The organism is Streptomyces sp. NBC_00286, from assembly GCF_036173125.1.
Taxonomy (GTDB): domain Bacteria; phylum Actinomycetota; class Actinomycetes; order Streptomycetales; family Streptomycetaceae; genus Streptomyces.
Genome location: NZ_CP108054.1, coordinates 570,728 through 593,267, shown reverse-complemented (window position 1 = coordinate 593,267; position 22,540 = coordinate 570,728). Strand labels below are relative to the sequence as shown.

Here is a 22,540-nt window from a genome sequence, read left to right as displayed (position 1 = left end):
TAGCGCGTACAGCGGGCGCGTGGCGCCCGGTTCGGTCGTGCGCCCGGCCGTCCCTTGCGGCCGGGCGCGGCATCCTCCTCCCCGGTGCCGGCATCCCGGAATGCTCCGGTGCCGACACTCCGGGAGGCCATACACACCCGCACCGGTCGGCCGAGCCGATCGAGACCTGCTGGAGACACCGTCATGAGCGTGCTCACCCTTGCCTCGGCTCCCGAGGAGGCCACGGCCCTTGAAGGCGCCGAGGCGCATCACGCCCGCTTGGCCGGGGAGCTGGCCGGGCGGGTGAAGTTGCTGCTCACCGCCGTGGACCGCGACCCGAGCGCCGCGGAGAAGATCCACGCCGGGCTGGTGGCCTTCTGCGACCGTTCGCTGCTGCCGCACGCCGCAGCCGAGGAAGCCGCCCTCTACCCCGTCGCGCACGGCATGCCCGAGGCCCGCCTGCTGATCGAGAGTCTGATCGGCGAGCACCGTTGCCTCACCGCGCTCGTCGACGCCCTGCGTGCCGCACCCGGCCCAGCTGGTGCGGCGGCCGACGCGCGGGCCCTGCAGGTGCTCTTCGAAGAACACGTGGCCAAGGAGAACGGCCTCGTGCTGCCGCTGCTCGCCATGACGCCCGAGGTTTCCCTGGCCGCGCTGCTGGCGGACATGCACCACCGGCTCGCCACCGACACGGGCAACAGGAGTGCCCAAGAAGATCAGGACATCGAGGAAGGACAGGACATGCGAGAAAGGCAGACCGAGGAGACCGGCGGCTGCGGCGGGGTATGCGGCTGCGGCGGCGCGGAGGAGACGGCCGTACCCGAACTGGACGTGACGGAGGTTCCGCACGCCCTGCGCCACGCCACGGTCTTCGGCGCGCTGGACGCCGTTCCGGCGGGCACCGCGATGGTGCTGGTCGCCCCGCACGACCTGGTGCCGTTGCTCGCGCAGATCGAACAGCGCAGCCCGGGAGCCTTCGCCGTGGAGTACCTGGAACGCGGCCCCGAAACCTGGCGGCTGCGGCTCAGCCACCGCTAACCCGTCGTTACCCCGGCTTCCCGGCGGCGCGCGGACGTTGCCCGCCTGGTCTGCCCTGACTCCAGGGTGGCCGGACGCAGCCTCAGGGCGCTGGGAAGGGCCGCGCGATGAACGCCACTGCCCAGGCCATCCGACGCCAGCGGCACGACGCCGGGGAACGGCCCTTCATCGTCATCTGGGAGTCCACCCGGGCCTGCCCGCTGGCCTGCCTGCACTGCCGCGCCGAGGCGGTGCCCGACCGCGACCCGCGCGAGCTGGACACCGCCGCCGCGCGGGACCTGCTGCGCCAGGTGGCCGCGTTCGGCCGGCCCGCCCCACTGTTCGTGATCACCGGCGGTGATCCGTTCCAGCGGCCCGACCTCAACGAGCGCATCGCGTACGGCCAGGAGGTCGGCGTCCGGGTTGCGGTGTCCCCGTCCGGTACGCCGACGCTCACCGCGGAGCGGCTGCGTGACCTGCACGCGGCAGGCGCGGCCGGGCTCTCGCTGAGCCTTGACGGCTCCACCGCCGAGATCCACGACACCTTCCGTGGGGTGCCAGGGGTGTTCCGCTGGACGATGGACGCCTGGGACGCTGCCCGCGCCCTCGGCATGAGGGTCCAGATCAACACCACGGTCGCCCGGCACAACCTGCACGATCTTCCCGAAATCGTCCGCCTGGTCGCCGAGCACGGGGCGATGCTGTGGAGCGCCTTCTTCCTGGTGCCCACCGGCCGTGGCCGCAGCCTCGGCGTACTCACCCCGGACGAGGTGGAGGACGTCCTCAACTTCGTCTACGACGTAGGCCTGTCCGTGCCCGCCAAGACCACCGAGGCCCACCACTTCCGCCGCGTCGCCCTGCAACGGCAGATCCTTGCCGCCACCGGCGACGACCACGTCGAGGCACTCGAACTCGGGCCGCTCTACCGGGAGTTGACAGTCCGTGCCGCCGAGCTGGGCCTGGACGCGGGGACGCGCCGGGTACGGCGACCGCCGCTCGACGTCAACGCGGGGCGCGGCTTCGTCTTCGTCTCCCACACCGGCACCGTGCACCCCAGCGGCTTCCTGCCGCTGGGCGCCGGAAGCGTCCGCGAGACACCGCTGACGGAGATCTACCGCACCTCCGAGCTGTTCACCGGGCTGCGGGACGCCGACCGGCTCGGCGGCCGGTGCGGGGCGTGTGAGTTCCGCCGGGTCTGCGGCGGGTCACGGTCGCGAGCGTACGGCGTCACCGGCGACCCGTACGCCGAGGAGCCCTGGTGCGGCTACGTCCCTGGCTCCTTCCCCTACCAGCGGGAACTGGCCGCGTTGCTACGGCCGCACCCTCGCCACCAAACTCGCCCTGTTCGTGGTGGTGATGCTCGCCGCGGCTGGTCACGGCATCGCCCACGCCAAGGGCCGCCCCGATCCTCACGGCCACCGCACACGGGGTGCGGACCTCACTCCTGCACCAGGCCATGGAATGGTCCGACCTGCGGGCCGCGACGGCCCTCCCGCGAGACAAACGATGCCATCCGCAGATGCTGATCCGTTTCGGCTACGGCCCGGACGGTGGCCGTACGCCCCGTGCATCCGCACATCTCGTGCCTGGGACCGTCACAGGGCCGGAGCCGGAGACTCCGCACATGAGGACCGATACAAGGTCGGAGCCGACGGACTGACTCCGCACGGTCGGCTCGCGCCCAGTCCGTGCGGCGGGCTGCGGCGGGACGCGCCACGCTTCACTGCGTGCCGCGCGTCCCCCTGAGTTCGCGTCCGGTGACCATCTCGGACTCGATCCGTACGAACACCGCTTCCCGCAGGGGCATCCACGATGCTGGGCCGGCCTGCGACAGCCGCTCGTGCTCGGCCGGGTCGGTCACTACGGCGGCCCGGCCGGTGACGACCACGCTCCAGCCGGACCGGGTCGCCGCGTCGAACTCGTCCGCCTCGAAGGCTACGACGACGCCGTCGATGGCGCGTACGAGGTCCGAGTCCGGCGAGGTGCGCAGCAGGACGGAGGCGTCCGTGTCCAGCGAGAAGTTGACGGGGAGGACCGCGGGCAGCGCCTGCCGGGTGTAGACCACGCGGCCGACCGGCACCTTGGCCAGCAGGCGCAGGCTCTCCTGCCGGTCGAGTGCGCGAAAGGCGTCATTCTGGAACATCAGTCCATCGTCACCGCAGCCGTCCTGTGGGGGTAGGGCCGACCGGCCCTACCCCGGCGGGCCTCCTCGCCGTGCGAGGAGGCCCGCCGGCTGCCGTTGTTCCGCGGAAGCCGTGCGGGCAGCTGACGCAAGGGGCCGTACGGAGGGATTGCCGGCTCCATACCTCGGGACCGTCTGTCCGTCGGCAGGGACTCATGGCCCATGCCTCCGGTGAGCCGTGATGCGGACAGTGGTTCTGGGATGCCGTTCCGCAGGCAAGGGGCCTGCGGTGCACGTGCGTTCCGGGTGGCGCCGTACCACCGTGAAGAGGAGCCGTACCACCGTGAAGAGGAAAGGGACGGACAACATGGTCCAGCCGTTGAGGTCGAAGAGTGGGAGTTCACCGTCGAGTGCGCCGGTGTCCGGCCGGGCGTGGCTGATGCTGACTCTGGCCACGGTCGGCTTCGCCGTGAACTTCTGGGCGTGGGCGCTGCTCAGCCCGCTCGGCCCCCGGTTCAAGGACGGCCTCGACCTGTCGTCGTTCGAGCAGTCGCTGCTGGTGGCAGTGCCGGTCGTGGTCGGCTCGCTGGGACGCATCCCGGTCGGAGCCCTGACCGACCGGTTCGGTGGACGGGTCATGTTCCCGATCGTGTCGGCGGCCACCATCGTGCCGGTGCTCTACCTCGGCTTGGCCGGGCACTCCTCCCTGCCCGCGCTGCTGGTCGGCGGCTTCTTCCTCGGCATCGGCGGCACCGCGTTCGCCGTCGGCGTGCCGCTCGTCAGCGCCTGGTTCCCGCCCCAGCGGCGCGGGCTCGCCATCGGTGTCTTCGGCGCAGGCATGGGCGGCACCGCGATCAGCGCCCTGACCACCGTGAAGCTGGTCGACGCGGGCAGCATGTCAACCCCCTTCCTGATCACCGCCGCGGTCCTGGGCGTGTACGCGGTGGCCGCCGCGCTGCTGCTGCGGGATGCCCCCGGCCGCACCGTGCCCACCCAGCCGCTGGCCCGCCGGCTGGCCGCCACCGCCCGGCTGCCCATCACCTGGCAGGCGTCCGCGCTGTACGCGGTCGCGTTCGGCGGCTACGTCGCCTTCTCCGTCTACCTGCCCACCTACCTCAAGACCGGCTACGGCCTGACCCAGGCCGACGCCGCGAACCGCATGGCCGGGTTCGTACTCCTCGCCGTGGCGATGCGCCCGGTGGGCGGCTGGCTGTCGGACCGCCTGGGCCCGGCCCGGGTGCTGGCCGGCTCGTTGGCGGTGGTCGTGGCCGGGGCGGTCGTGCAGTCGTTCAGTCCGTCGCTGGCTCCGGTGGGCACCATCGCCTTCCTGGCCATGGCCGCCGCGCTCGGCGCGGGCAGCGGAGCGACCTTCGCCCTGGTGGCCCTGCTGACCCCGGCCAACCAGGTCGGTTCGGTCACCGGCGTCGTCGGCGCCGCGGGCGGCCTGGGCGGCTTCCTGCCGCCGCTGGTCATGGGCTCGCTGTACGGGGCGTACGAGTCGTACGCGATCGGCCTCGCTTTGCTCGCGATCGTGGCCGCCGCCGCGCTGGCGTACACCCTCACCGGGGTGCGCGCCGCGGCCGAGGGCGGCGAGCGCAAGCAGCGGGCCGGCCGCCCGCGCGGGCACCGCACCGCGGGCACCATTGCCTGACGGCGAGCGGACGGCAACGACAGGTCGAGGATCAAGGAGAAGACCGGTGTGCGAGTACTGCGGCTGCCAGTCCCTGGAAACCATCGACGAACTGACCCAGGAACACGACGAGGTGGTCCGCCTCATCAGCCACCTCCGCCCCGCCCTTCAGGAGGGCGGTGTGGCCCGGATGGCGGAGATCGCCAAGCGCTCGCAGGGGCCGGCGTCGTCAGCAGCCCAGGAGGGATCGCTTGTCAGTCGACATCTTCCGTCGCAGCCAGGTCGTGATCAGCCAGGGCGGCAAGAAGGGCTGCCGCGATGCACTCCGGTGACGGCCCGTCACCGTCACTCCTTCGCCCGGGCCGTCGCCTCGTCGTCAATGGGGATGCCCAGTCGGCCGGCCACGGCGGTGAGGGCTGTTCCCAGCGGGAGTGCGACCCGGGTGACGGCGTGCCGGTCGCCCCGGGTCGGGTCCCGGTTGACGATCAGCACCGGTTTCCCGGTCTGCGCTGCCTGGCGGACGAACCGGAGCCCGGACATCACCGTCAGTGAGGAGCCCAGGACCAGCAGCGAGCTCGCCTCGCGGACCAGCTGGCGGCAGTGCTCGACGCGCGGCGGCGGAACGGCCTCGCCGAAGAACACCACGTCCGGTTTGAGGATGCCGCCGCACACCGCGCAGGGCACCACGCGGAAGCCCTCGACCTGCTCGTCGGTGAGGTCGGCGTCGCCGTCCGGGTTGATTGCGGAGGCCACCGGCTCGAAGCCCGCATTGGCCTCCTGAAGTCGCCGGGCGAGTTCGCGGCGCGGGCTGAAGGCGCCGCAGGAAAGGCAGGCGACCCGCTCCAGGCTCCCGTGGAGTTCCACGACGCCCTCGCTGCCGGCGGCCTGGTGCAGGCCGTCGACGTTCTGGGTGATCACACCGGAGAGCAGGCCGAGCCGCCCGAACGCGGTCACGGCCCGGTGTCCGGCGTTGGGGCGGGCGCGGCCGAAGGTACGCCAGCCGAGGTGGCTGCGCGCCCAGTACCGACGCCGGGCCTGGGCACTGGTGGTGAAGTCCTGGTAGGTCATCGGGGTGTGCCGGCTCAGGCTTCCGCCCTCGCCCCGGTAGTCGGGGATGCCCGACTCCGTGGAGATGCCCGCCCCGCTGAGCACCAGTACACCGCCGATGCCAAGCGCACCGGCGACCGGCTCCAGGTCCGTGGTGCCCGGCGGCAGGCCCTCAGTAGGGGTCCAGTTCAAAGTGGGGCGCATGCGCATGCCGCCAGGGTACGGAACAGGCTGCCACCAGGAACGTTCCAAGATCTCCTGGATTGTGAACAAGTTCGTCGCGGCGAATCCCGCTTCTACCCGGGAGTTCCCGCGGAAGTGTGCACGCTTTGCGCACTGGGGCGGGTGCCGGGCGGTGGCTTCGACGAGTGATGCCACGGGGCCGCCGGAGGGGGACGTCGGGAGCCGGGGCTTCGATCTCGACACCTGGATCCGGCCGCTGTGTGCACTGGTCGTTGCCGGTGTCGCGGCCTACGCCTCGTATGTGCACCAGCGGGAGTTCGCTCTCCGGGGCGGAGCGGATCAGATCAGCGCTTCGTTGTAGCCGCTGTCCGTGGGTGGCCTCTTGCTGCTGGCGACGGTCGGCCTGCACCTCAGCGAGGAGTCGGGGCCACCGCGCCTTGTGCGCGCAGCACAGCGATGTCGTCCTCGGTGACGCCGAGTTCGGTGAGCAGGGCGTCGGTGTGCTGACCGAGTGCGGGGACCCCACCCATCGGTGGCTCGTAGCCTGCGATGACCGGAGGTGGAAGCAGAGCGGGTACCTGACCGTGAGGCGTGTCGATCCGGCGCCACCGGTCGCGGGCCATCAGATGCGGATGGGCTATGACCTCGCTCGGTGTGTTGAACCGGGCATTCCCGATACCTGCGGCATCCGCGTCGCTCTGCACCTGCGTCAGGTCATGGCGTGCACACCAGTCGGCGATCTCCGCGTCCAGGAACTCACGGTGCGCGACCCGGCCGGAGGTGGTACGAAAGCGTTCGTCGTCGGCCAGGTCGGGCCGGCCGAGAAGGTCACGCGCGAAGCGCCGCCATTCGCGGTCGTTCGTCGTGCCCAGGACGACGGTCTGGCCGTCCGCTGTGCGGTAGGCGCCGTACGGCGCCACCGCGGGCGAGCCCATGCCGACCGGCTGCTGGTCCACACCCGTGTGCAGCGTGTAGGTGAGCTGATACCCCATCAACTCCGTCATCGTGTCGAACAGGCTCACCGCGACCGCGGCGGCGCCGCGACCATGGCCGCGCTCCTTGCCGCAGAGCAGCGCCAGAACCGACAACGCGGCATACAGGCCGGTGCACACGTCGGCCATCGGCGGACCCGGCTTGGCCGGCGCACCGGGAAAGCCTGTCATCGCGCATGCGCCCGACTCGGCCTGGGCCAGCAGATCGTAAGCGCGCTTGTGGGACAGCGGGCCTCCCGGCCCGTAGCCGTCGATCTCCACGGCGATGAGTTCCGGGTGGCTGACGGCCAGGTCGGCGGGCGCGATACCGAGCCTCGCCGTGGCACCGGGAGCAAGATTGGAGACCATCACATCGGCGCGGTCGAGCAACCGGTGGAGTACCGCCATCCCGGCCGGATCCTTCAGGTTCAGCGTGACCGACTCCTTGCCCCGGTTGACCCATACGAAGTGCGCCGCCATGCCGCCCACCACGTCGTCGTAGTGCCGGGCGAAGTCACCGCCTTCCGGGTTCTCCACCTTGATCACCCGAGCACCGAAGTCACCGAGGGTGCGGGTGCAGATGGGAGCCGCCACCGCCTGCTCCAGGGACACCACCGTGATGCCCGCCAGTGGTCCGGCCGGCTTGGCCGCGTCGTGACCGCTGGGTCCCGGTTCGGATTGTTCCGTCCGCTCGGCATCTGCCATCCGCTCGGCGCCTGTCATCCGCTCGGCGTCTGCCACGTTCACCCGCTCGCCCTTCGGGGTCCGGGGAGGAAAGCCGGGCCTCGCCATAAGTTTCTCCTCGACCTTGTCGTACCTGCTGTGCCAGGCGCGCACGGGCTTGGGGTCCCGACGATCGCTCGTACGGTGCCCGCGTCCACCTCCATCCTCGCGGCGGACTCCCCCGGGACGGGTGTCATGGAGCGGATGCCGCCGCCCGCGCAGAAGCTGCCGCCCGCGCCGCTCAGCACCACTGCCCGGCACCGCTCGTCGCGCGACGCATCCCGCAGTGCGGTGAGCAGTTCCTGGCGGCCGGTCAGGTTCAGGGCGTTGTGGCGACCGGGCTGATGAAGCGTCAGTACCCTTACCGGCCCGTCGTCCTCCACGAGCACGGCGGCCCCTGAGGTCCGCTCGCTCACGGCGTGCCCCCTGTCGGCCCACGACCGCACAGCGACGGCCGGTCGCCTTCCCCGTGCGGACCGGTGGCCTCGCGCGCCTCGCTCATGGGGCCGCCCGCGCCGCCCGTCACGCGTGCTCCCGCAGCAACTGCCTGCCCACGATGAGCTTCTGGATCTCGCTCGTCCCCTCGTAGATGCGGAACAATCGCACGTCCCGGTAGAAGCGCTCGACGGGAACGTGGCGCATGTATCCCATACCCCCGTGTATCTGGACGGCACGGTCGGCCACCCGGCCCACCATCTCGCTGCAGAACAGTTTCGTGGAGGACGGCGCCAGCCTGCGGTCCTCGCCCGAGTCGTACGCGCGGGCCGCCTCAAGGACCATGGCGCGGCCCGCATACTTCTCGGCGTGCGACTCGGCGAGCATGGCCTGGACGAGTTGGAACTCGCTGATGGGGCGTCCGCCCTGCCGGGTGACCGAGGCGTGCGCGACGCTTTCGTCCAGGATGCGCCCGGCCAGCCCCACACACATCGCCGCGACGCTCAGACGTCCCCTCGCCAGCGACCGCATGGCGGTGCGGAATCCCTCTTCCTCGCGTTCTCCGACGAGGGCACGCGCCGGAAGGCGTACGTCGTCGAAGAAGACCTCGGCGCTCAAGGCACCCGACTGGCCCATCTTGTGGTCCCTGGGACCGACAGTGAGACCCGGGCTGTCCGCGTCGACGGCGAAGACGGAGATCCCCTCGGCGCCCGTGCTCTGCGGCCCGGTGCGGGCGAACACCATGAAGACACCGGCAAGCGGAGCATTGGTGATGAACCGCTTGCTGCCGTTCAGGACGTAGCCGTCCCCGTCTCGTACGGCACGGGTCCTGATACCGCTGGGGTCCGAGCCCGCCTCCGCCTCCGTGAGCGTGAACGCCGCGATCAACTCCCCGGCGGCCATCCGCGGCAGATAGCGCCGCTTCTGCTCCTCGGTGCCGGTACTCGCCAGGAGCTGGCCGGCGACCCCGTTGTTGATGCTGAACATGGAGCGGAACGCGGGCGTGGTGTAGCCGATCTCCAGAGAAAGGCGCACGTCCTCCGTCATGGAGAAGCCAAGGCCGCCGTACTCCTGGGGCAGGGCGTAGCCGAACAGGCCCATGGCCGCGGCCTTCTCGCGGAGGTCCGCCGGGATCTCGTCCTTCTCCTCGATCTCGTTCTCGCGCGGGACGACCTTCTCGCGCACGAAGGCCCGCACCGCCGCCAGAACGGCGTCGAACTCGTCAGGTTCCATTGGCTTTTCGCACTCCTCGGTTGTGGGCGCCTTGTCGAGCGGGCCCCAGGGCTCGGGCTGCTTGGGCCGCTTGGCCACTCCAACTGCTCCGGCTGCTCGAGCTGTTCGGGCTCAGCGGGGAAGGAGTTCCAGGACGGTGGCGTTCGCCATGCCGCCGCCCTCGCACATCGACTGCAGGCCGTAGCGGGCGCCGGTGGCTCGCATGTGGTGGAGCAGCGTCGTGGTCAACCGGGCGCCGGAGGCACCCAGGGGGTGGCCGAGGGCGATGGCGCCGCCGTCGGGGTTGAGCCGGTCCGGATCGGCGCCGGTCTCGGCCAGCCAGGCGCAGGTCACGCTGGCGAACGCCTCGTTGATCTCGAAGGCTCCGATGTCCTCGATGCCCAGACCGGCGCGCTTCAGGACCTTCTCGGTGGCCGGGATGGGGCCGGTCAGCATCGTCACGGGGTCGACTCCGACAACGGCGAAGGAGTGGAAGCGGGCGATCGGGCGCAGACCGAGTTCACGCGCCTTCTCGCCGCTCATGACCAGCAGCGCCGAGGCACCGTCCGATATCTGCGAGGAGTTGCCGGCCGTGACCACGCCGTCCTCGGTGAACGCGGGCTTCAGACCCGCCATCGTGGCGGCCGTGCCGCCCCGCCGTACTCCCTCGTCCGTGTCGACGGTGCGTACGGAACCGTCCTCATCCGTCACGTCCACCGGCACGATCTGGGACTTGAACCGCCCCTCGTCGATCGCGGCCGCCGCGTTGGCGTGCGACCGGAGGCTGTGCGCGTCGAGTTGCTCCCGGCTCAGCCGCCAGCGCCGCGCGATCTCCTCCGCGCCCAGCCCCTGGCTGAACCGTGAGACGCCGTACCGGGCCTGCACGGCAGGGCCGAAGGGTTCGCCGGGGCCCCGCTCGCGGCCGGAGCCCAGCGGTACGCGGCTCATCGACTCCACGCCGCCCGCGACCACGATGTCGTACTGGCCGCTCATCACTCCCGCGGCGGCGAACTGCGCCGCCTGCTGCGAGGATCCGCACTGCCGGTCGATGGTGACGCCCGGCACTTCCTCAGGCCATCCGGCGGCCAGGACGGCGAAACGGCCGACGCAGCCGCCCTGCTCACCGGTCTGCGAGACGCAGCCCCACAGCACGTCCTCGACCAACGCCGGGTCCAGGTCGTTGCGTTCGGCGAGGGCGCGCAGCACCACGGCGGACAGGTCGACCGGGTGCACAGTGCTCAACGAGCCGTTCCGCTTGCCCACGGGGGTACGGACGGCGTCCACGATGACCGCGTCACGCATGTCAGACCTGCCTTTCCGCCGTGTCCGGCGCGCTGGATTCCTGTGTGCCCGAGGGGGGTTCGCCCGGGCCCCGAGTCGTCCGGGCCAGGCGGCGGAGCTCGGTTTTCAGCACCTTTCCAGCCGGGGACAGGGGAAGTTCGTCGACGAAACGGACCTCTCTGATCCGCTTGTACGGCGTCACGCGCTCCGCGACGTACTCCATCAACTCCTCGGCCATCGCGCGCGGCTCGGCAGCGGGGACCACGAAGGCGACGGGGACCTCGCCGACGGCAGGCACGGCCCTCCCGACGACCGACGCCTGGAGCACTGCCGGGTGTCCGCCGAGGATGTCCTCCAGCTCGCGCGGGTACACGTTGTAGCCCTTGTAGATGAGCATGTCCTTTGATCTGCCGGAGACGTACAGGAAGCCGTCCGCGTCGAGGTGGCCGGTGTCGCCGGTGCGCAGCCAGCCGTCGACGAACTGCGCGGCGGTCTCGTCCGGGCGGCCGAGGTAGCCCGAGGCCACCTGAGGGCCCCGCACCCAGATCTCGCCGCGCTCGCCCCGCGGCACCTTCCGGCCGGGACGCAGCGGGTCCCGGATCTCCACCTCGGTGTCGGGAAGGGGGACCCCCTGGCTGCCCGGCTTGCGCAGCCCGGCCGTCGCGATCGGGCCACTGGACACGGTTGCTGTCGCCTCCGTCAGGCCGTAACCCTCGATGACGGCGGCGTTGGGGAAGACCCCTGTCAGCTTCTCCAACGAGTCCGTGTCGATGGGGGCGCCGCCCGACACCACGGCCCTGACCGAGCTGAGGTCCCGCGTGCGGATGCCCGGTGTCGCCAGCAGGGCGTGCCAGAGCGCCGGGGCGCCCGGGATGTACGCGATCCGGTGCCGTTCCACCTGCTCCAGGTACGACTCCGCATCGAAGCGGCCGCTCAGGATGGTGGTCGCGCCGCACAGGAGGAAGAAGTTGAGGCTGATCAGGCCCAGGGCGTGGAACAAGGGCGAGACGCACAGCGTGGCGTAGCTGCCCGGTGCCAGTGCATAGTCGCCGGAGGTCTCCAAGGGGGTCAGCACCACACCGCCTTCGCTGTCGAGCCCGGGGAGGGCCCCGGAGCGCCAGCAGGCGACCTGGATGGTGTTGGCGACGATGTTGCGGTGCAGTATGCGCACCCCCTTGGGCGCCCCGGTGGTTCCGCCGGTGTACCCGTACTGGGCGACGGAGTCGGTGGGGACCAGCACCTGTGGCGGGTGGGTGCTCTGGCCTGCGACGAGGGCCTCCAGGGCGGTGCCCGCCTTCCCGAAGAGCTGTGCGCAGTCCTCCGGCCTGTCGGCGGGGGCCGATGCGCTGGGCGGCACGATGACGACCAGCCGGACCGGCAGCCCGTCGATCGCCTCGGCCAGCACCGGTGCCGGCCCCGGATGGGTCACCACGGCCGCCGCGGAGCAGTCGGCGAGCTGGGCGCGCAGGGCTCTGGCCGGCTGGGCGGGGTTGGCCGGGCAAGCTGTCGCGCCCGCGAGCGTGATGCCGTAGTAGGCGACGGCGAACCACAGGGTGTTGGGCAGGTGAAGGGCGACCACGTCACCCTGCCGTATGCCGTGCGACCTGAGGCCGCGTGCGAACGCGGCAGCCTGTTCGTACAGGCCGGTGAAGGTGAGAACCTGGTCGCCGTCGCGTATGGCCGCCCGGTCGCGGTAGCGGCGGGCGGAGCCGGCGAGTACCGCGCCGAGCGGGACATCGGGGTAGTCGAGGCGGCGAGGCAGTCCCGCGGGCCAGTAGTCGGTCATGTGCCGCTCCCTTCACGCGCCGGCCCGCGGCCGGACATGCAGGGCTTTCGCGCGGTACACCGGTTCATCGCACGACCTCCGCGTCGAAAAGCTTCTTGATCTGCTCGGGGTTCCGGCCCGTCTCGGCGAGGACCTGCGCTGTGTGCTCGCCCGGAAGGGGGGCCGGCCGGGGGTGCCGGCGAGGGGTGGAGGAGCCGAACCGGGGGGCCGGGGCGGGCTGGAGGACTCCCGTGCCGTCGGTGAGGAAGGTGCCGCGTGCGGCGTTGTGAGGATGGTGCGGTGCCTCCGCCAGCGACAGCACGGGGGTGACGCAGGCGTCGGCGTCGGTGAATACGGCGGCCCAGTCGTCGCGGGTCCGGGCGGCGAAGACCTCCGCCAGGCGCCGCCGCATGACCGGCCAGCGGGACCGGTCCCACTGTTGGGCGAAGTCGGCGTCCGCGACCAGACCGAGCCGTTCCAGGAGGGTGGCGAAGAAGGGCGCCTCGATCGCGCCGACCGCGACGTACTCGCCGTCGCTGCAGCGGTAGACACCGTAGAACGGGGCTGTGCCGTCCAGGTAGTTGACGCCCCGGCGGTCGGTCCACCGCCCCTCGTGCAGACGGCCGTAGATCATGGCCATCAGCTGAGCCGACCCGTCCACCATGGCGGCGTCCACCACCTGGCCTTTCCCGGTGGCGCCTGCCTGCACGACCGCGCACAGCACACCGAAGGCGAGCAGTGCGCCACCGCCGCCGAAGTCGCCGAGCAGGTTGAGCGGCAGGACCGGCGGGCCGTCGGCCGGTCCGATGGCTCCCAGGGCCCCCGACAGGGCGATGTAGTTGATGTCGTGCCCGGCCCGCGGCGCGAGCGGCCCGTCCTGTCCGAATCCCGTCATCCGTCCGTAGACCAGGCGCGGGTTGCGGTCCAGGCACGGGCCGGGGCCCACGCCGAGCCGTTCGGCCACCCCCGGCCGGAAGCCCTCCAGGAGGACATCGGCATCCGCCACCAGGTCGAGGACGGCGTCGACGCCTTCCGGGTGCTTGAGGTCGATGGCGGCCGAGCGCCGGCCCCGGTGCAGGACGGGATCGGGCGTGCCGGCCACGTCCGACGGGCGCTCGACACGGATCACGTCCGCGCCGGCGTCGGCGAGGAGCATCGCACAGAACGGCCCCGGCCCGATGCCCCCGAGCTCGATGACCCGCAGCCCGGTGAGCGGCCCCGGGGCCGCATCGGGTACGGCGCCGTTCGCACGTTCCTGGTCCTGTTCTTCGTTCACCGGCCGCTCACCGGCCTCGCCAGACGGGAGCGCGCTTCTCGGTGAAGGCCGACGCGCCTTCCCGAGCGTCATCCGAGTTGAACACCAGCTCGGTGATCGGTTTCTGACGGTCGAACAGCTCGTCGCGTGGCCAGCCGGGAGACTCCACGAGGATACGTTTGGTGATCCGTACGGCGAGCGGACCGTTGGCGGCGATGGCGGAGGCCAGCAGCCTCGCCTCCTTCAGCGCGCCGCCGGGCGGGGTGAGCCGGTTGACCAGTCCGTAGTGGTGGGCCCGGTCCGCGGTGAGGACATCGCCGGTGAGAGCGAGTTCCATCGCGATCTGGTACGGGATCCGGCCCGGCAGTCGCAGCAGTCCTCCGGCCACCGCCACCAGACCGCGCTTGACCTCGGGCAACCCGAACTTGGCGTCCTCCGCGGCGACGACCAGGTCACTCGCGAGGGCGATCTCGCATCCGCCCGCCACGGCGTAGCCCTCGACGGCGGCGATCAGCGGCTTGCGCGGCGGGGTCTCGGTGAGGCCGGCGAAACCGCGCCCCTGCACGTGAGGGCGCTCGCCCCGCAGAAACGCCTTGAGGTCCATGCCCGCGCAGAAGGTGCCGCCCGCGCCGGTGATGATGCCGACCGCGAGGTCGTCACGCTCGTCCAGCTCGTCCAGTGCGGATGCGATCGCCTCCGCGACGGCTCGGGTGACCGCGTTGCGGGATTCGGGCCGGTTGATGGTGATGACGGCGATGCCGTCGTCGCCGTACTCGACCAGTACTTCGTCTGCCACGGAAGCTCCTTTGCGGTGGCCAAGCGGTGGTCGCGGTTGGGGAGTGGCGGTTGCGCCGGCCTTCAGCGTGGGGCCAGGCGGATCGCGCCGTCGAGGCGGATGGTCTCTCCGTTGAGCATCGCGTTGTCGATGATGTGCAGGGCGAGTTGTGCGTACTCGTCCGCCGCGCCGAGGCGCGGAGGGTGCGGCACCGCGGCAGCGAGCGCGTCGAGCTTCTCCTTCGGCCTCCTGCCGAGCATCGGTGTGTCGAACAAGCCGGGCGCGATGGTGACGACCCGGATGCTCTTGCTCGCCAGATCCCGGGCCGCACACACCGTGAGGCCGGCCACTCCGGCTTTCGACGCCGCGTACGGGCTCTGTCCGATCTGCCCCTCGAACGCCGCGACCGACGCTGTCATGACCACCACTCCGCGGTCCCCGTCGAGTGGTTCGTTGCGAGCCATGCGGGCGGCGGCGAGCCGGAGCACATTGAAGGTGCCGATCAGGTTGACGTCGACCACGGCGCGGAAATGGTCGAGATCACCGGCGGTGCCGTCCTTGTTGACCACGCGGAGCGGACCGCCGCGGCCCGCGCAGTGGACGACCGCGCGCAGCGCTCCTGTCCGCTCGGCGGTGTCGAGGACGGCGGTCATGTCCTCGGTGCTCGTCACGTCGGCGGGGACGAAGACGGCCTCCGGGCCGAGGTCGCGGACGGTGCGGTCGCCGTCCGAGGAGGGCAGGTCCGCGATGGTGACGCGGGCGCCGGCCTTGAGCAGGCGCCGTGCCGTCGCCAGGCCGAGCCCCGACGCGCCGCCGGTCACCACTGCGGATATTCCGCTGGTCTGCATGGACGCTCCAGTCGGTCGAGTCGGTGTCGGATCTGCCGCCGCCGGCGCCGCGAAGGCTCGGCGACTGCTGTCGTACGCCGGGGCACGGGCCCCGGCCGTTGTGGTCGGGACCGCAGCCGATGAAGAGAGAAGGTACTTGTCGAACGATCGTTAAGTTAGGTCGCCGTCTCGCCCACTGTCAATGACCGCGACGAAAAGAGCGGGCGACCTACCGGGCCGGCGCCTCGCCGTGCCCGAGCATGGCGAACGCCAGCCGCACGTACCGGTCGCACAGCTCCGTCGTCCCGAGGTCGCCGGAGGGGTCGTACCACTGGGCGACGGCGTTACACATGGCCATGACCGCCCGGCGGGCGTCGTCCGGGTGCGGGGTCCGGAAGACTCCGCCGGCGAGGCCGTCGTCTATGGCCTTCTGGAAGAGTCCCGATACGGCGTGCCGCCTTTCGATGATGGGGTTGCGGTACTCGGGTTCGAGATAACGGAGTTCCTGGAGGGTCAGCAGACTCTCGACCCGCCGCCGGACCCGGTAGTCGACCGTCACTCTGACCAGGGCGGCCAGCCGCGCGGCGGGGTCGTCACCGGCCTGGGCCAGTTCCTTCTCGCAGTGGCGGAAGTAGTCGTCGAGCGAGTCCTCGATCAGGGCGTGGAAGAGCTGCGCCTTGCCGGAGTAGTAGTAATAGAGGGCGGACAGACTCATGTCGGCCCGCTTGGCGATGTCACGAATGGAGGCGCCGAAGTAGCCGCGCTCCGCGAAGACATCTCGTGCGGCGTCCATGATGGCGTCCCGGCCGTTTCCCCGGGGGCTGGAGGGACCATTGTCCGCCGCCTTGCCACTCTTGCCCGCTGCCTTGCCGCTCTTGCCCGCCGCTTTGCCGCTCATCGCATCCATGGCCCCAGCCTCCCAGAACGAACGAACGATCGACAAAGCCGCTCCGCTCCCCTGCCATGCGGAGCCGAGGGCCGGCGCACCGCCGCCGGCCCGCCGGGCACAGTCCCCGGTGTCATCCGGCCGACGGCACCTTGTACTCCTTCGCCAGGTCCGATGCGAAGAAGTCACCGAGTGCTTTGACTCCGGCGAAGACATCCTTGTCCACACCCAGCACCTGGGCCTCGCGCGAACTGGGTTCAGCGGGATCGGAGAAGTCCTGAGGCGGGAGCAGGCCCGGTAGCGTGAAGTCGGTGACAGCGCCGCGGGCCTTGAGCACGCCCGGGCGGGTGAGGTCCTCGCAGCTCTTGCCGAGTATCTCGGCGTAGAGCTTGGTCATGGCGTAGGCGTGGACGACTCCGCTGCTGGCCTCCGGTGCCTTACCGTTCTGGTCCCTCCAGGCAGCGGCCAGCTTGCGAGCGGCGGCGTTGTCCGCGCCGAGGGCGCCCAGCCCGGAGAGCCTGGTGTAGTGCTCGGTGAGCGCGGGCGCCGCAGACGTCTTGAGCAGGCTGGTGGCGAAGGTCGACACCCCGCCCATGATCGGCACCTCCATGCCGGCCGCCTGCGCCACTGCCGCCACCGAAGCCGCCTGCTTGGGCGTCGAGTCCACCACGATCGCCTTGACCTTCGCCGACTTGAGCGCGTTGACCTGGCTGGTGAGGTCGGTTGCGGCGGGTTCGATCTGTTGGCCGACGATCTTCAACCCCAGCTTCCCCGCGGCGAACTTGCTGCCCCGCAGGCTGTTCTCGCCGATTTCTCCCTGGAGGTAGATATGCCCGACGGAATCGCCGCTGCGCAGTGCGCCCTTCTTCGCGAGCCAGTCCAGGCCGTTGATCGTCTGGATGTCGTACGTGGCGCCCAGGACGATCAGGTGCTCGTCCCCGAGCAGGGTCGACGCGAACGTGGTCAGGCCGGCGAGTTCGTCCTTCGCCTCGATCTTGTCCCGCAGCGCCGTGACGACCGGTGAGCCGAGGATGTTCAGATAGCCGAGGACCTGCGGATCCATCTCGTCGTACGCGGCGACGGCCTTCTGCGGGTCGTAGCCGTGGTCGCGGGTGACGAGTGCCAGCTTCCGGTCGCAGACACCGCCTGCCGCGTTGATCTCCTTCACGGCGACGTTGCTCGCGTCGAGGATCGTCTTGCCGGTGCCCGCGAACGGGCCCGACAGGTCCATCAGCACCCCGAGCTTGATGGTGGAGTCGCTGACCCCGGGCGCGGCGGCGGTCCCGGCCGTTTCGGCCTTGGTGGAGCAGCCGGCAACCGCCAGCGTGAAGGCCAGGGCCGTGGCCGCCAGGCCGACTGTGCGCGATTTGTGCATCGGTGTGTCTCCTCGCTGAGAGGTGGATGAGGTGGTTGACAGCACACGTCCGGCAAGGTGGGGGGCGGGTCTGGAGTGTCTGAAGCGACGGACGCTTGGGGAGCGGGGGTTCAGGGAGTGGCGGCCGCGGCCGGGCGGCGGCTTCGTAGCGGTCGAACGGCGCCGGCCAGCGCCGCCAGACCGCCCGGCTGGACGATCACGGCCACGATGACGACCGCGCCGTACACGAACTGGGCCGCTGTCGAAGCGTCCAGTCCCTGCCCGCCGGCCCCGGTGACGAACGGCAGGGAATCCGCGTAGCGGGAGAACAGCAGGGGCAGCGTCACGACGAAGACCGAACCGGCGATCGCGCCACCCACGGATCCGAGGCCGCCCAGGATGACCATCACCAGATAGTTGACCGACAGGTGGAGGCTGAAGTAGTCGGGGACGGTGCGCTGGAAGGCCAGTGCCGTGAGCACACCGGCGGCGCCGGCATACATCGACGACAGTACGAAGACGGCCGCCTTGGTGCGTCGTATGTCGACGCCCATGGCGCTCGCGCCGATCTCGCTGTCCTTCATGAGCCTCAGCGCCCTGCCGGGCCGGCCGCGCAGGACGTTGCGGCCGAGCAGCGCCGCCCCGACGGTGACGACGAGGAACAGATACCACTGGCTCTCGGCGGCACCGAACGGAACGCCCAGAACGGTGACGTCCGCCTGGTCGGAGAAGGAGAACCCGCCGATCGACATCGGCACGACGGTCCGGCCCTCGAAACCGCCTGTCACCGGCTTCATGTTCTGCAGCAGATGGTGGCCGAGGAACACCAGGCCCAGGGAGGCGATGCCCAGGTAGATGCCGCGCAGGCGACTGGAGACCGGGCTGAACAGCAGGCCGCAGACGCCCGCCAGCAGGACGGCCAGGACTGCGGCGAGTAGCGGGGGGAGGCCGAGACCGGACACCCCGCCGCCGCTTTCTCCGGCCAGGAAGGCATAGCCGTATGCGCCGACGGCGACGAAGAAGGCGTGTCCCAGGGACAACTGTCCCGCCGCGCCGAGCAGGATGGTGAGGCCGATCGCGCCGACCGCCGCCGCCATCGCGAACAGGCCCATGTTCAGCCAGAACGCGGAGACATACAGGGGCAGCGCCAGGAGGACCACCAGGGCGGCGGTCAGCGCGCACAGGGCCGGCACACGCCCTGCCATGGGGAACCGGGACGTCTCAGGCACGGCTGACCTCCTTCGCGCCGAACAGGCCCGAGGGCCGGCACAGCAGAATGCAGATCATGATCACGTAGGCCACGACGTCCCCCAGCCCTCGCCCGAGGAAGGAGAGGGCGTCCTGGTACTCGGCGACGGTCACCTCGGCGATACCGATGACCAGGCCGCCCACGATCGCCCCGCCGAGCGAGTCGAGGCCGCCGATGATCGCGGCGGGGAGCGCCTTGATGGCCGCGGTCCCGGTGCTCACGGCCACGCCAGGGCTGGGGAACGACGCGAGACCGATGCCGGCCGCGACGGCGAGGATGCCGGCCGCGATCCAGGCACCTGCCGAGACCCGCTTCAGCCGGACACCGGCGAGCGCCGCGCCCTCGCGGTCCTCGATCGAGGCGCGCATGGCCAGGCCCCAGCCGGTGTGGCGGAGGACCGCGGCGAGACCGGCGATCAGCAGCGGCACGATGACGATGGTGATGATCACGGACAAGGGCAGTACCACTGAGCCGAAGTGGACCACGTGTCCGTCCCAGGGAGCGCCGAGTGGCAGCACGCTCTCCCCGATGCGCCAGCTCAGTTCCGCGGTGAGCACCACGTTGACCCCGATGGTGAGGATCGCCAGCGCGTCATGCTTGCGGCCGTCGACCCGGGACAGCAGCAGTCGCTCCACCGCCAGCCCCAGCGTCCCGGCCGCGACCAGGCCGAGCGCCACGGCGGCCGCGAAGCCGATGTGCGGGCTGGTCTGCGCCACCACCCACACACCGAAGAGCAGAAACGAGGCGTGCGCGAAGTTCACCGTGCGGGTCGCCTTGAAGACGATGACGAAGCCCAGCGCGATCAGGGCGTACAACAACCCCAAAGACACACCGCTCAGCAGGATTTCGACTCCGCGGGTCATCACGACAACCTCTCCGCCACCTGGTCGTTTCCGGATTCCATGGGCGCTCCCAGATAGGCGCTGATCACTTCCGGATGCTGCCTTACGTGTTCCGGCGTGCCGTCCGTGACGACCTTGCCGAAGTCGAGGACGGTGATGCGGTCGGCGATCGACATGACCACTCCCATGTCGTGCTCGACGAACACCACGGTCAGACCGAGCGCGTCACGTGCCGCGGAGACCAGCCGGGCGAGTTCCGCGCTCTCCGCGGTGTTCATCCCGGCGACCGGTTCGTCGAGGATGAGCAACCGCGGCTCCAGGCACAGAGCCCGCGCGAACTCCAGTCGCTTGAGATCCCCGTAGGCGAGACTCGCCGCCGGGCGGTGAAGAACGCCGGACAAGCCGGCGAACTCCGCGATGTCGCGCACCCGCGCTTCGTGGACACGCTGTTCACCGCGGCCCAGTCCCAGGGCGGTCGCGGCGATGCCGGACCGGGTCAGCCGATGCCGGCCGACCATGAGGTTGTCGAGTGTGGACTCGGCCGGTGACACGACGATGTTCTGGAAGGTGCGGGCGACTCCCCTCCGTGCCACCCGGTCCGGACGCAGGCCCGTCACCTCCTGACCGTCCACCATGATGCGGCCCGAGGCGACACGGTAGATCCCCGACAGGGCGTTGAGCAGCGTTGTCTTCCCGGCACCGTTGGGACCGATGACGGCGTGGATCGTTCCGGGCCGCACGGTGAATGACACACCGTCAAGGGCGCGCAGTCCGCTGAACACCACGCTCACGTCCTCGACACGCAGCTCCGCTGCCGTTTGCGTTGGAGTCGTCGTCATCCGGACCACCTGCTCAGCGTCGGCGTGTTTCCGGTTCCGGGCCCGGGCCGCGGTGCGGACCCGCCGGCGCTCTGGCCGGCGTCCGCGTCCGCGCCCAGGTAGAGGCGTCGCACATCGTCGCTCTGCGCCAGTTCGTCCGTCGGTCCGCTCAGTACGACCCGGCCGAGGTCGAGCACACACGCCGAGTCGGCGACCGAAAGCGCCATCGCCGCGTTCTGCTCCACCAGCAGGACGGGGACCCCTTCCCGGCTGATCTCGCGGATCGTCTCGCCCACGAGATGCACCAGCCGCGGCGCGAGGCCGAGGGACGGCTCGTCGAGAAGCAGGAGTCTGGGTTGCGCCATCAACGCCCGGGCGATGGCGAGCATTTGCTGCTCGCCGCCGGACAGCGTCCCGCCACGGGCGCGTCGCCGCTCGGAGAGCTGCGGGAAGAGTTCGTACATCCGACGGCGTGTGCGCTCACGCACCGCCGACGACCGCACGGTGAGCGCACCGGCGTTCAGATTTTCCTCCACCGTCAGACCGGCGAAGATGTGCCGTCCTTCCGGTACCTGTACGAGCCCGTGCGCCACGGTGCGGGCGGTGTCCGCACCGGTGATCCGTTCGCCACGGAACCGGACGGAGCCTTCGGTGACCCCACCGCCGTACAGGCCGAGCGTGCCGGAGACGGCGCGCATGAGCGTCGTCTTTCCGGCGCCGTTGCTGCCGAGGAGCGCGACGACGCCGCTGCCGCCGACGTCCAGGGACACCCCCCGCAGAACGGGTGCGCGAGCGCCGTACCGGACGACGAGTCCATCGATTTCGAGCACTTCGGCCTCCCTTGCCGCTCTGAAGCAACGCTGAGCGTCACTCATCGATCGTTCGTTAAGGCCAGCGCGAACGTAGGGTGAGCCACGTCACTCGGTCAAGGTCCCTGCACATGATCTCTTGCAGAGAGGTGGAGTTGAAGGGCTACGAGCCCGCCGGTTCCGCCTGGACAGGAAGGCCGGTACGGTATTAAACGATCGTTCGATAAAATCTCAGTCGATCAGAAGACGAGGGGCCTTCGCATGCGTATCGGTATGACACTGGATTACAGCGGCGACTTCATCGAATCGGTCGATGCCGTAAGGGATTTCGAGACGGCAGGGGTCGAGATCGCCTTCGTGCCGGAGGCCTACTCGTTCGACGCCGTCAGCCGACTGGGCTATCTCGCGGCTCGTACCGAACGCCTGGAGATCGCCTCCGGGATCCTCCCGGTCTTCACCCGTACGCCGTCGCTCCTGGCGATGACCGCCGCCGGTCTGGACGATCTCTCCGGCGGCCGGTTCACCCTGGGCCTCGGAGCGTCGGGACCGCAGGTGATCGAGGGTTTCCACGGGGTGCCGTACGACGCGCCACTCGGCCGCACCCGCGAGGTGGTGGAGATCTGCCGTCAGGTGTGGCGGGGCGAACCGGTGGTGCACCCGGGGCCGAAGTACCCGCTTCCGCTTCCCGCCGAGCGGGGCACCGGGCTCGGCAAGCCCCTGAAACTCCTCAACAAGCCGGTCCGCTCCCGCATCCCCATCACCCTGGCGGCGATCGGACCGAAGAACGTCGAGCTGACGGCCGAGCTCGCCGAGGGCTGGCTGCCCGTGTTCTTCCATCCCGGAAAGGCCGCCGAGGTGTGGGGAACGGCACTGACCGCGGGGCTGGCCCGGCGCGATGCGGCACTGGGCACGCTCGACATCACGGTGACGGCGCCTCTGGCCGTCGGCGACGACGTGGAACACCTGCTGGACCGAGCTCGGCCACAACTGGCCCTCTACATCGGAGGGATGGGCGCGAGGAACAAGAACTTCTACGCCCGGCTCGCCGGTCGGTACGGCTACGAACGGGAGGCGGCGCACATCCAGGACCTGTACTTGTCAGGAAAGAAGCAGGAGGCCGAAGCCGCCGTTCCGGAGGGACTGTTGAAGGCCATATCCCTCGTGGGGACGAAGGAACAGATCGCCGGACAGCTCGATGCCTTTGCTGCCGCCGGAGTGACGACCCTGTGCGTGAAGCCGCTGGCCGGCACGCACAGGGAACGCCTCCACGCCGTCGAGCGACTGCGCGACATGCTGGACTGACGCCACGCGCGTCGCACGATGCGGGCGGGGAGCCCTCAGAGGGCATGGCTGCTCAGGC

Annotated in this window: 20 protein-coding genes; 4 read left to right on the top strand and 16 right to left on the bottom strand. The window is 70.6% G+C overall.

Annotation, left to right across the window (positions count from 1 at the left end; translation table 11 throughout):
• The first annotated feature begins 183 nt into the window (after positions 1–183).
• Positions 184–1,017 carry a DUF2249 domain-containing protein gene (locus tag OHT21_RS02845; RefSeq protein ID WP_328766581.1) on the top strand — a complete coding sequence of 278 codons (834 nt, stop codon included), beginning with the start codon at positions 184–186 and terminating at the stop codon, positions 1,015–1,017.
• Positions 1,018–1,124: 107 nt separating this feature from the next.
• The gene (locus OHT21_RS02840; RefSeq protein ID WP_443050310.1) at positions 1,125–2,522 is read left to right on the top strand and encodes a TIGR04053 family radical SAM/SPASM domain-containing protein; all 1,398 of its coding nucleotides are present in this window, start codon (positions 1,125–1,127) and stop codon (positions 2,520–2,522) included.
• A gap of 194 nt (positions 2,523–2,716) precedes the next feature.
• Here OHT21_RS02840 and OHT21_RS02830 read toward each other — a convergent pair whose 3' ends face one another.
• Positions 2,717–3,139 carry a pyridoxamine 5'-phosphate oxidase family protein gene (locus OHT21_RS02830; protein ID WP_328766579.1) on the bottom strand — a complete coding sequence of 141 codons (423 nt, stop codon included), beginning with the start codon at positions 3,137–3,139 and terminating at the stop codon, positions 2,717–2,719.
• 418 nt (positions 3,140–3,557) lie between these two features.
• On the opposite strand from OHT21_RS02830, the gene OHT21_RS02825 reads away from it, so the two are divergent.
• Positions 3,558–4,769 (top strand): MFS transporter, encoded by a 1,212-nt coding sequence (locus tag OHT21_RS02825; protein WP_328773941.1) that lies wholly within the window; start codon positions 3,558–3,560, stop codon positions 4,767–4,769.
• Between the two features lie 324 nt (positions 4,770–5,093).
• Here OHT21_RS02825 and OHT21_RS02820 read toward each other — a convergent pair whose 3' ends face one another.
• From OHT21_RS02820 to OHT21_RS02750, 15 genes are all read right to left on the bottom strand, one after another.
• A complete protein-coding gene (locus tag OHT21_RS02820; RefSeq protein ID WP_328766578.1) occupies positions 5,094–6,005 on the bottom strand; it encodes an NAD-dependent protein deacetylase in 912 nt (303 codons plus the stop codon).
• Positions 6,006–6,388: 383 nt separating this feature from the next.
• Positions 6,389–7,741 carry a CaiB/BaiF CoA transferase family protein gene (locus OHT21_RS02815; RefSeq protein ID WP_328766577.1) on the bottom strand — a complete coding sequence of 451 codons (1,353 nt, stop codon included), beginning with the start codon at positions 7,739–7,741 and terminating at the stop codon, positions 6,389–6,391.
• A complete protein-coding gene (locus OHT21_RS44590) occupies positions 7,693–8,055 on the bottom strand; it encodes an enoyl-CoA hydratase/isomerase family protein (RefSeq protein ID WP_443050617.1) in 363 nt (120 codons plus the stop codon). The genes OHT21_RS02815 and OHT21_RS44590 overlap by 49 nt, the downstream gene beginning before the upstream one ends.
• A 139-nt stretch (positions 8,056–8,194) precedes the next feature.
• Positions 8,195–9,340, bottom strand: a complete 1,146-nt coding sequence (locus tag OHT21_RS02805) for an acyl-CoA dehydrogenase family protein (RefSeq protein WP_328766574.1) — start codon at positions 9,338–9,340, stop codon at positions 8,195–8,197.
• A gap of 111 nt (positions 9,341–9,451) precedes the next feature.
• Positions 9,452–10,621, bottom strand: a complete 1,170-nt coding sequence (locus tag OHT21_RS02800) for a thiolase family protein (RefSeq protein ID WP_328766573.1) — start codon at positions 10,619–10,621, stop codon at positions 9,452–9,454.
• Position 10,622: 1 nt separating this feature from the next.
• Complete coding sequence (locus OHT21_RS02795) at positions 10,623–12,386, bottom strand: class I adenylate-forming enzyme family protein (RefSeq protein WP_328766571.1); 1,764 nt, start codon at positions 12,384–12,386, stop codon at positions 10,623–10,625.
• Positions 12,387–12,450: 64 nt separating this feature from the next.
• The gene (locus tag OHT21_RS02790; protein WP_328766569.1) at positions 12,451–13,641 is read right to left on the bottom strand and encodes a CaiB/BaiF CoA transferase family protein; all 1,191 of its coding nucleotides are present in this window, start codon (positions 13,639–13,641) and stop codon (positions 12,451–12,453) included.
• A gap of 7 nt (positions 13,642–13,648) precedes the next feature.
• Positions 13,649–14,416, bottom strand: a complete 768-nt coding sequence (locus OHT21_RS02785) for a crotonase/enoyl-CoA hydratase family protein (protein WP_328766568.1) — start codon at positions 14,414–14,416, stop codon at positions 13,649–13,651.
• Between the two features lie 62 nt (positions 14,417–14,478).
• Positions 14,479–15,243 (bottom strand): SDR family NAD(P)-dependent oxidoreductase, encoded by a 765-nt coding sequence (locus tag OHT21_RS02780; RefSeq protein WP_328766567.1) that lies wholly within the window; start codon positions 15,241–15,243, stop codon positions 14,479–14,481.
• A 208-nt stretch (positions 15,244–15,451) separates the two neighbouring features.
• Complete coding sequence (locus OHT21_RS02775; protein WP_328766566.1) at positions 15,452–16,129, bottom strand: TetR/AcrR family transcriptional regulator; 678 nt, start codon at positions 16,127–16,129, stop codon at positions 15,452–15,454.
• A 112-nt stretch (positions 16,130–16,241) separates the two neighbouring features.
• Positions 16,242–17,483 (bottom strand): ABC transporter substrate-binding protein, encoded by a 1,242-nt coding sequence (locus OHT21_RS02770; RefSeq protein ID WP_328766565.1) that lies wholly within the window; start codon positions 17,481–17,483, stop codon positions 16,242–16,244.
• A gap of 110 nt (positions 17,484–17,593) precedes the next feature.
• Complete coding sequence (locus OHT21_RS02765; RefSeq protein WP_328766564.1) at positions 17,594–18,691, bottom strand: branched-chain amino acid ABC transporter permease; 1,098 nt, start codon at positions 18,689–18,691, stop codon at positions 17,594–17,596.
• Positions 18,684–19,574, bottom strand: a complete 891-nt coding sequence (locus tag OHT21_RS02760; RefSeq protein ID WP_328766563.1) for a branched-chain amino acid ABC transporter permease — start codon at positions 19,572–19,574, stop codon at positions 18,684–18,686. Before OHT21_RS02760 ends, OHT21_RS02765 begins: the two co-directional genes overlap by 8 nt.
• Complete coding sequence (locus tag OHT21_RS02755; protein ID WP_328766562.1) at positions 19,574–20,392, bottom strand: ABC transporter ATP-binding protein; 819 nt, start codon at positions 20,390–20,392, stop codon at positions 19,574–19,576. Before OHT21_RS02755 ends, OHT21_RS02760 begins: the two co-directional genes overlap by 1 nt.
• Positions 20,389–21,246 (bottom strand): ABC transporter ATP-binding protein, encoded by an 858-nt coding sequence (locus tag OHT21_RS02750; RefSeq protein ID WP_443050309.1) that lies wholly within the window; start codon positions 21,244–21,246, stop codon positions 20,389–20,391. Before OHT21_RS02750 ends, OHT21_RS02755 begins: the two co-directional genes overlap by 4 nt.
• A gap of 195 nt (positions 21,247–21,441) precedes the next feature.
• On the opposite strand from OHT21_RS02750, the gene OHT21_RS02745 reads away from it, so the two are divergent.
• Entirely contained in the window at positions 21,442–22,482 is a 1,041-nt protein-coding gene (locus tag OHT21_RS02745; RefSeq protein ID WP_328766560.1) for an LLM class F420-dependent oxidoreductase, read from the top strand.
• Positions 22,483–22,540: the final 58 nt, after the last annotated feature.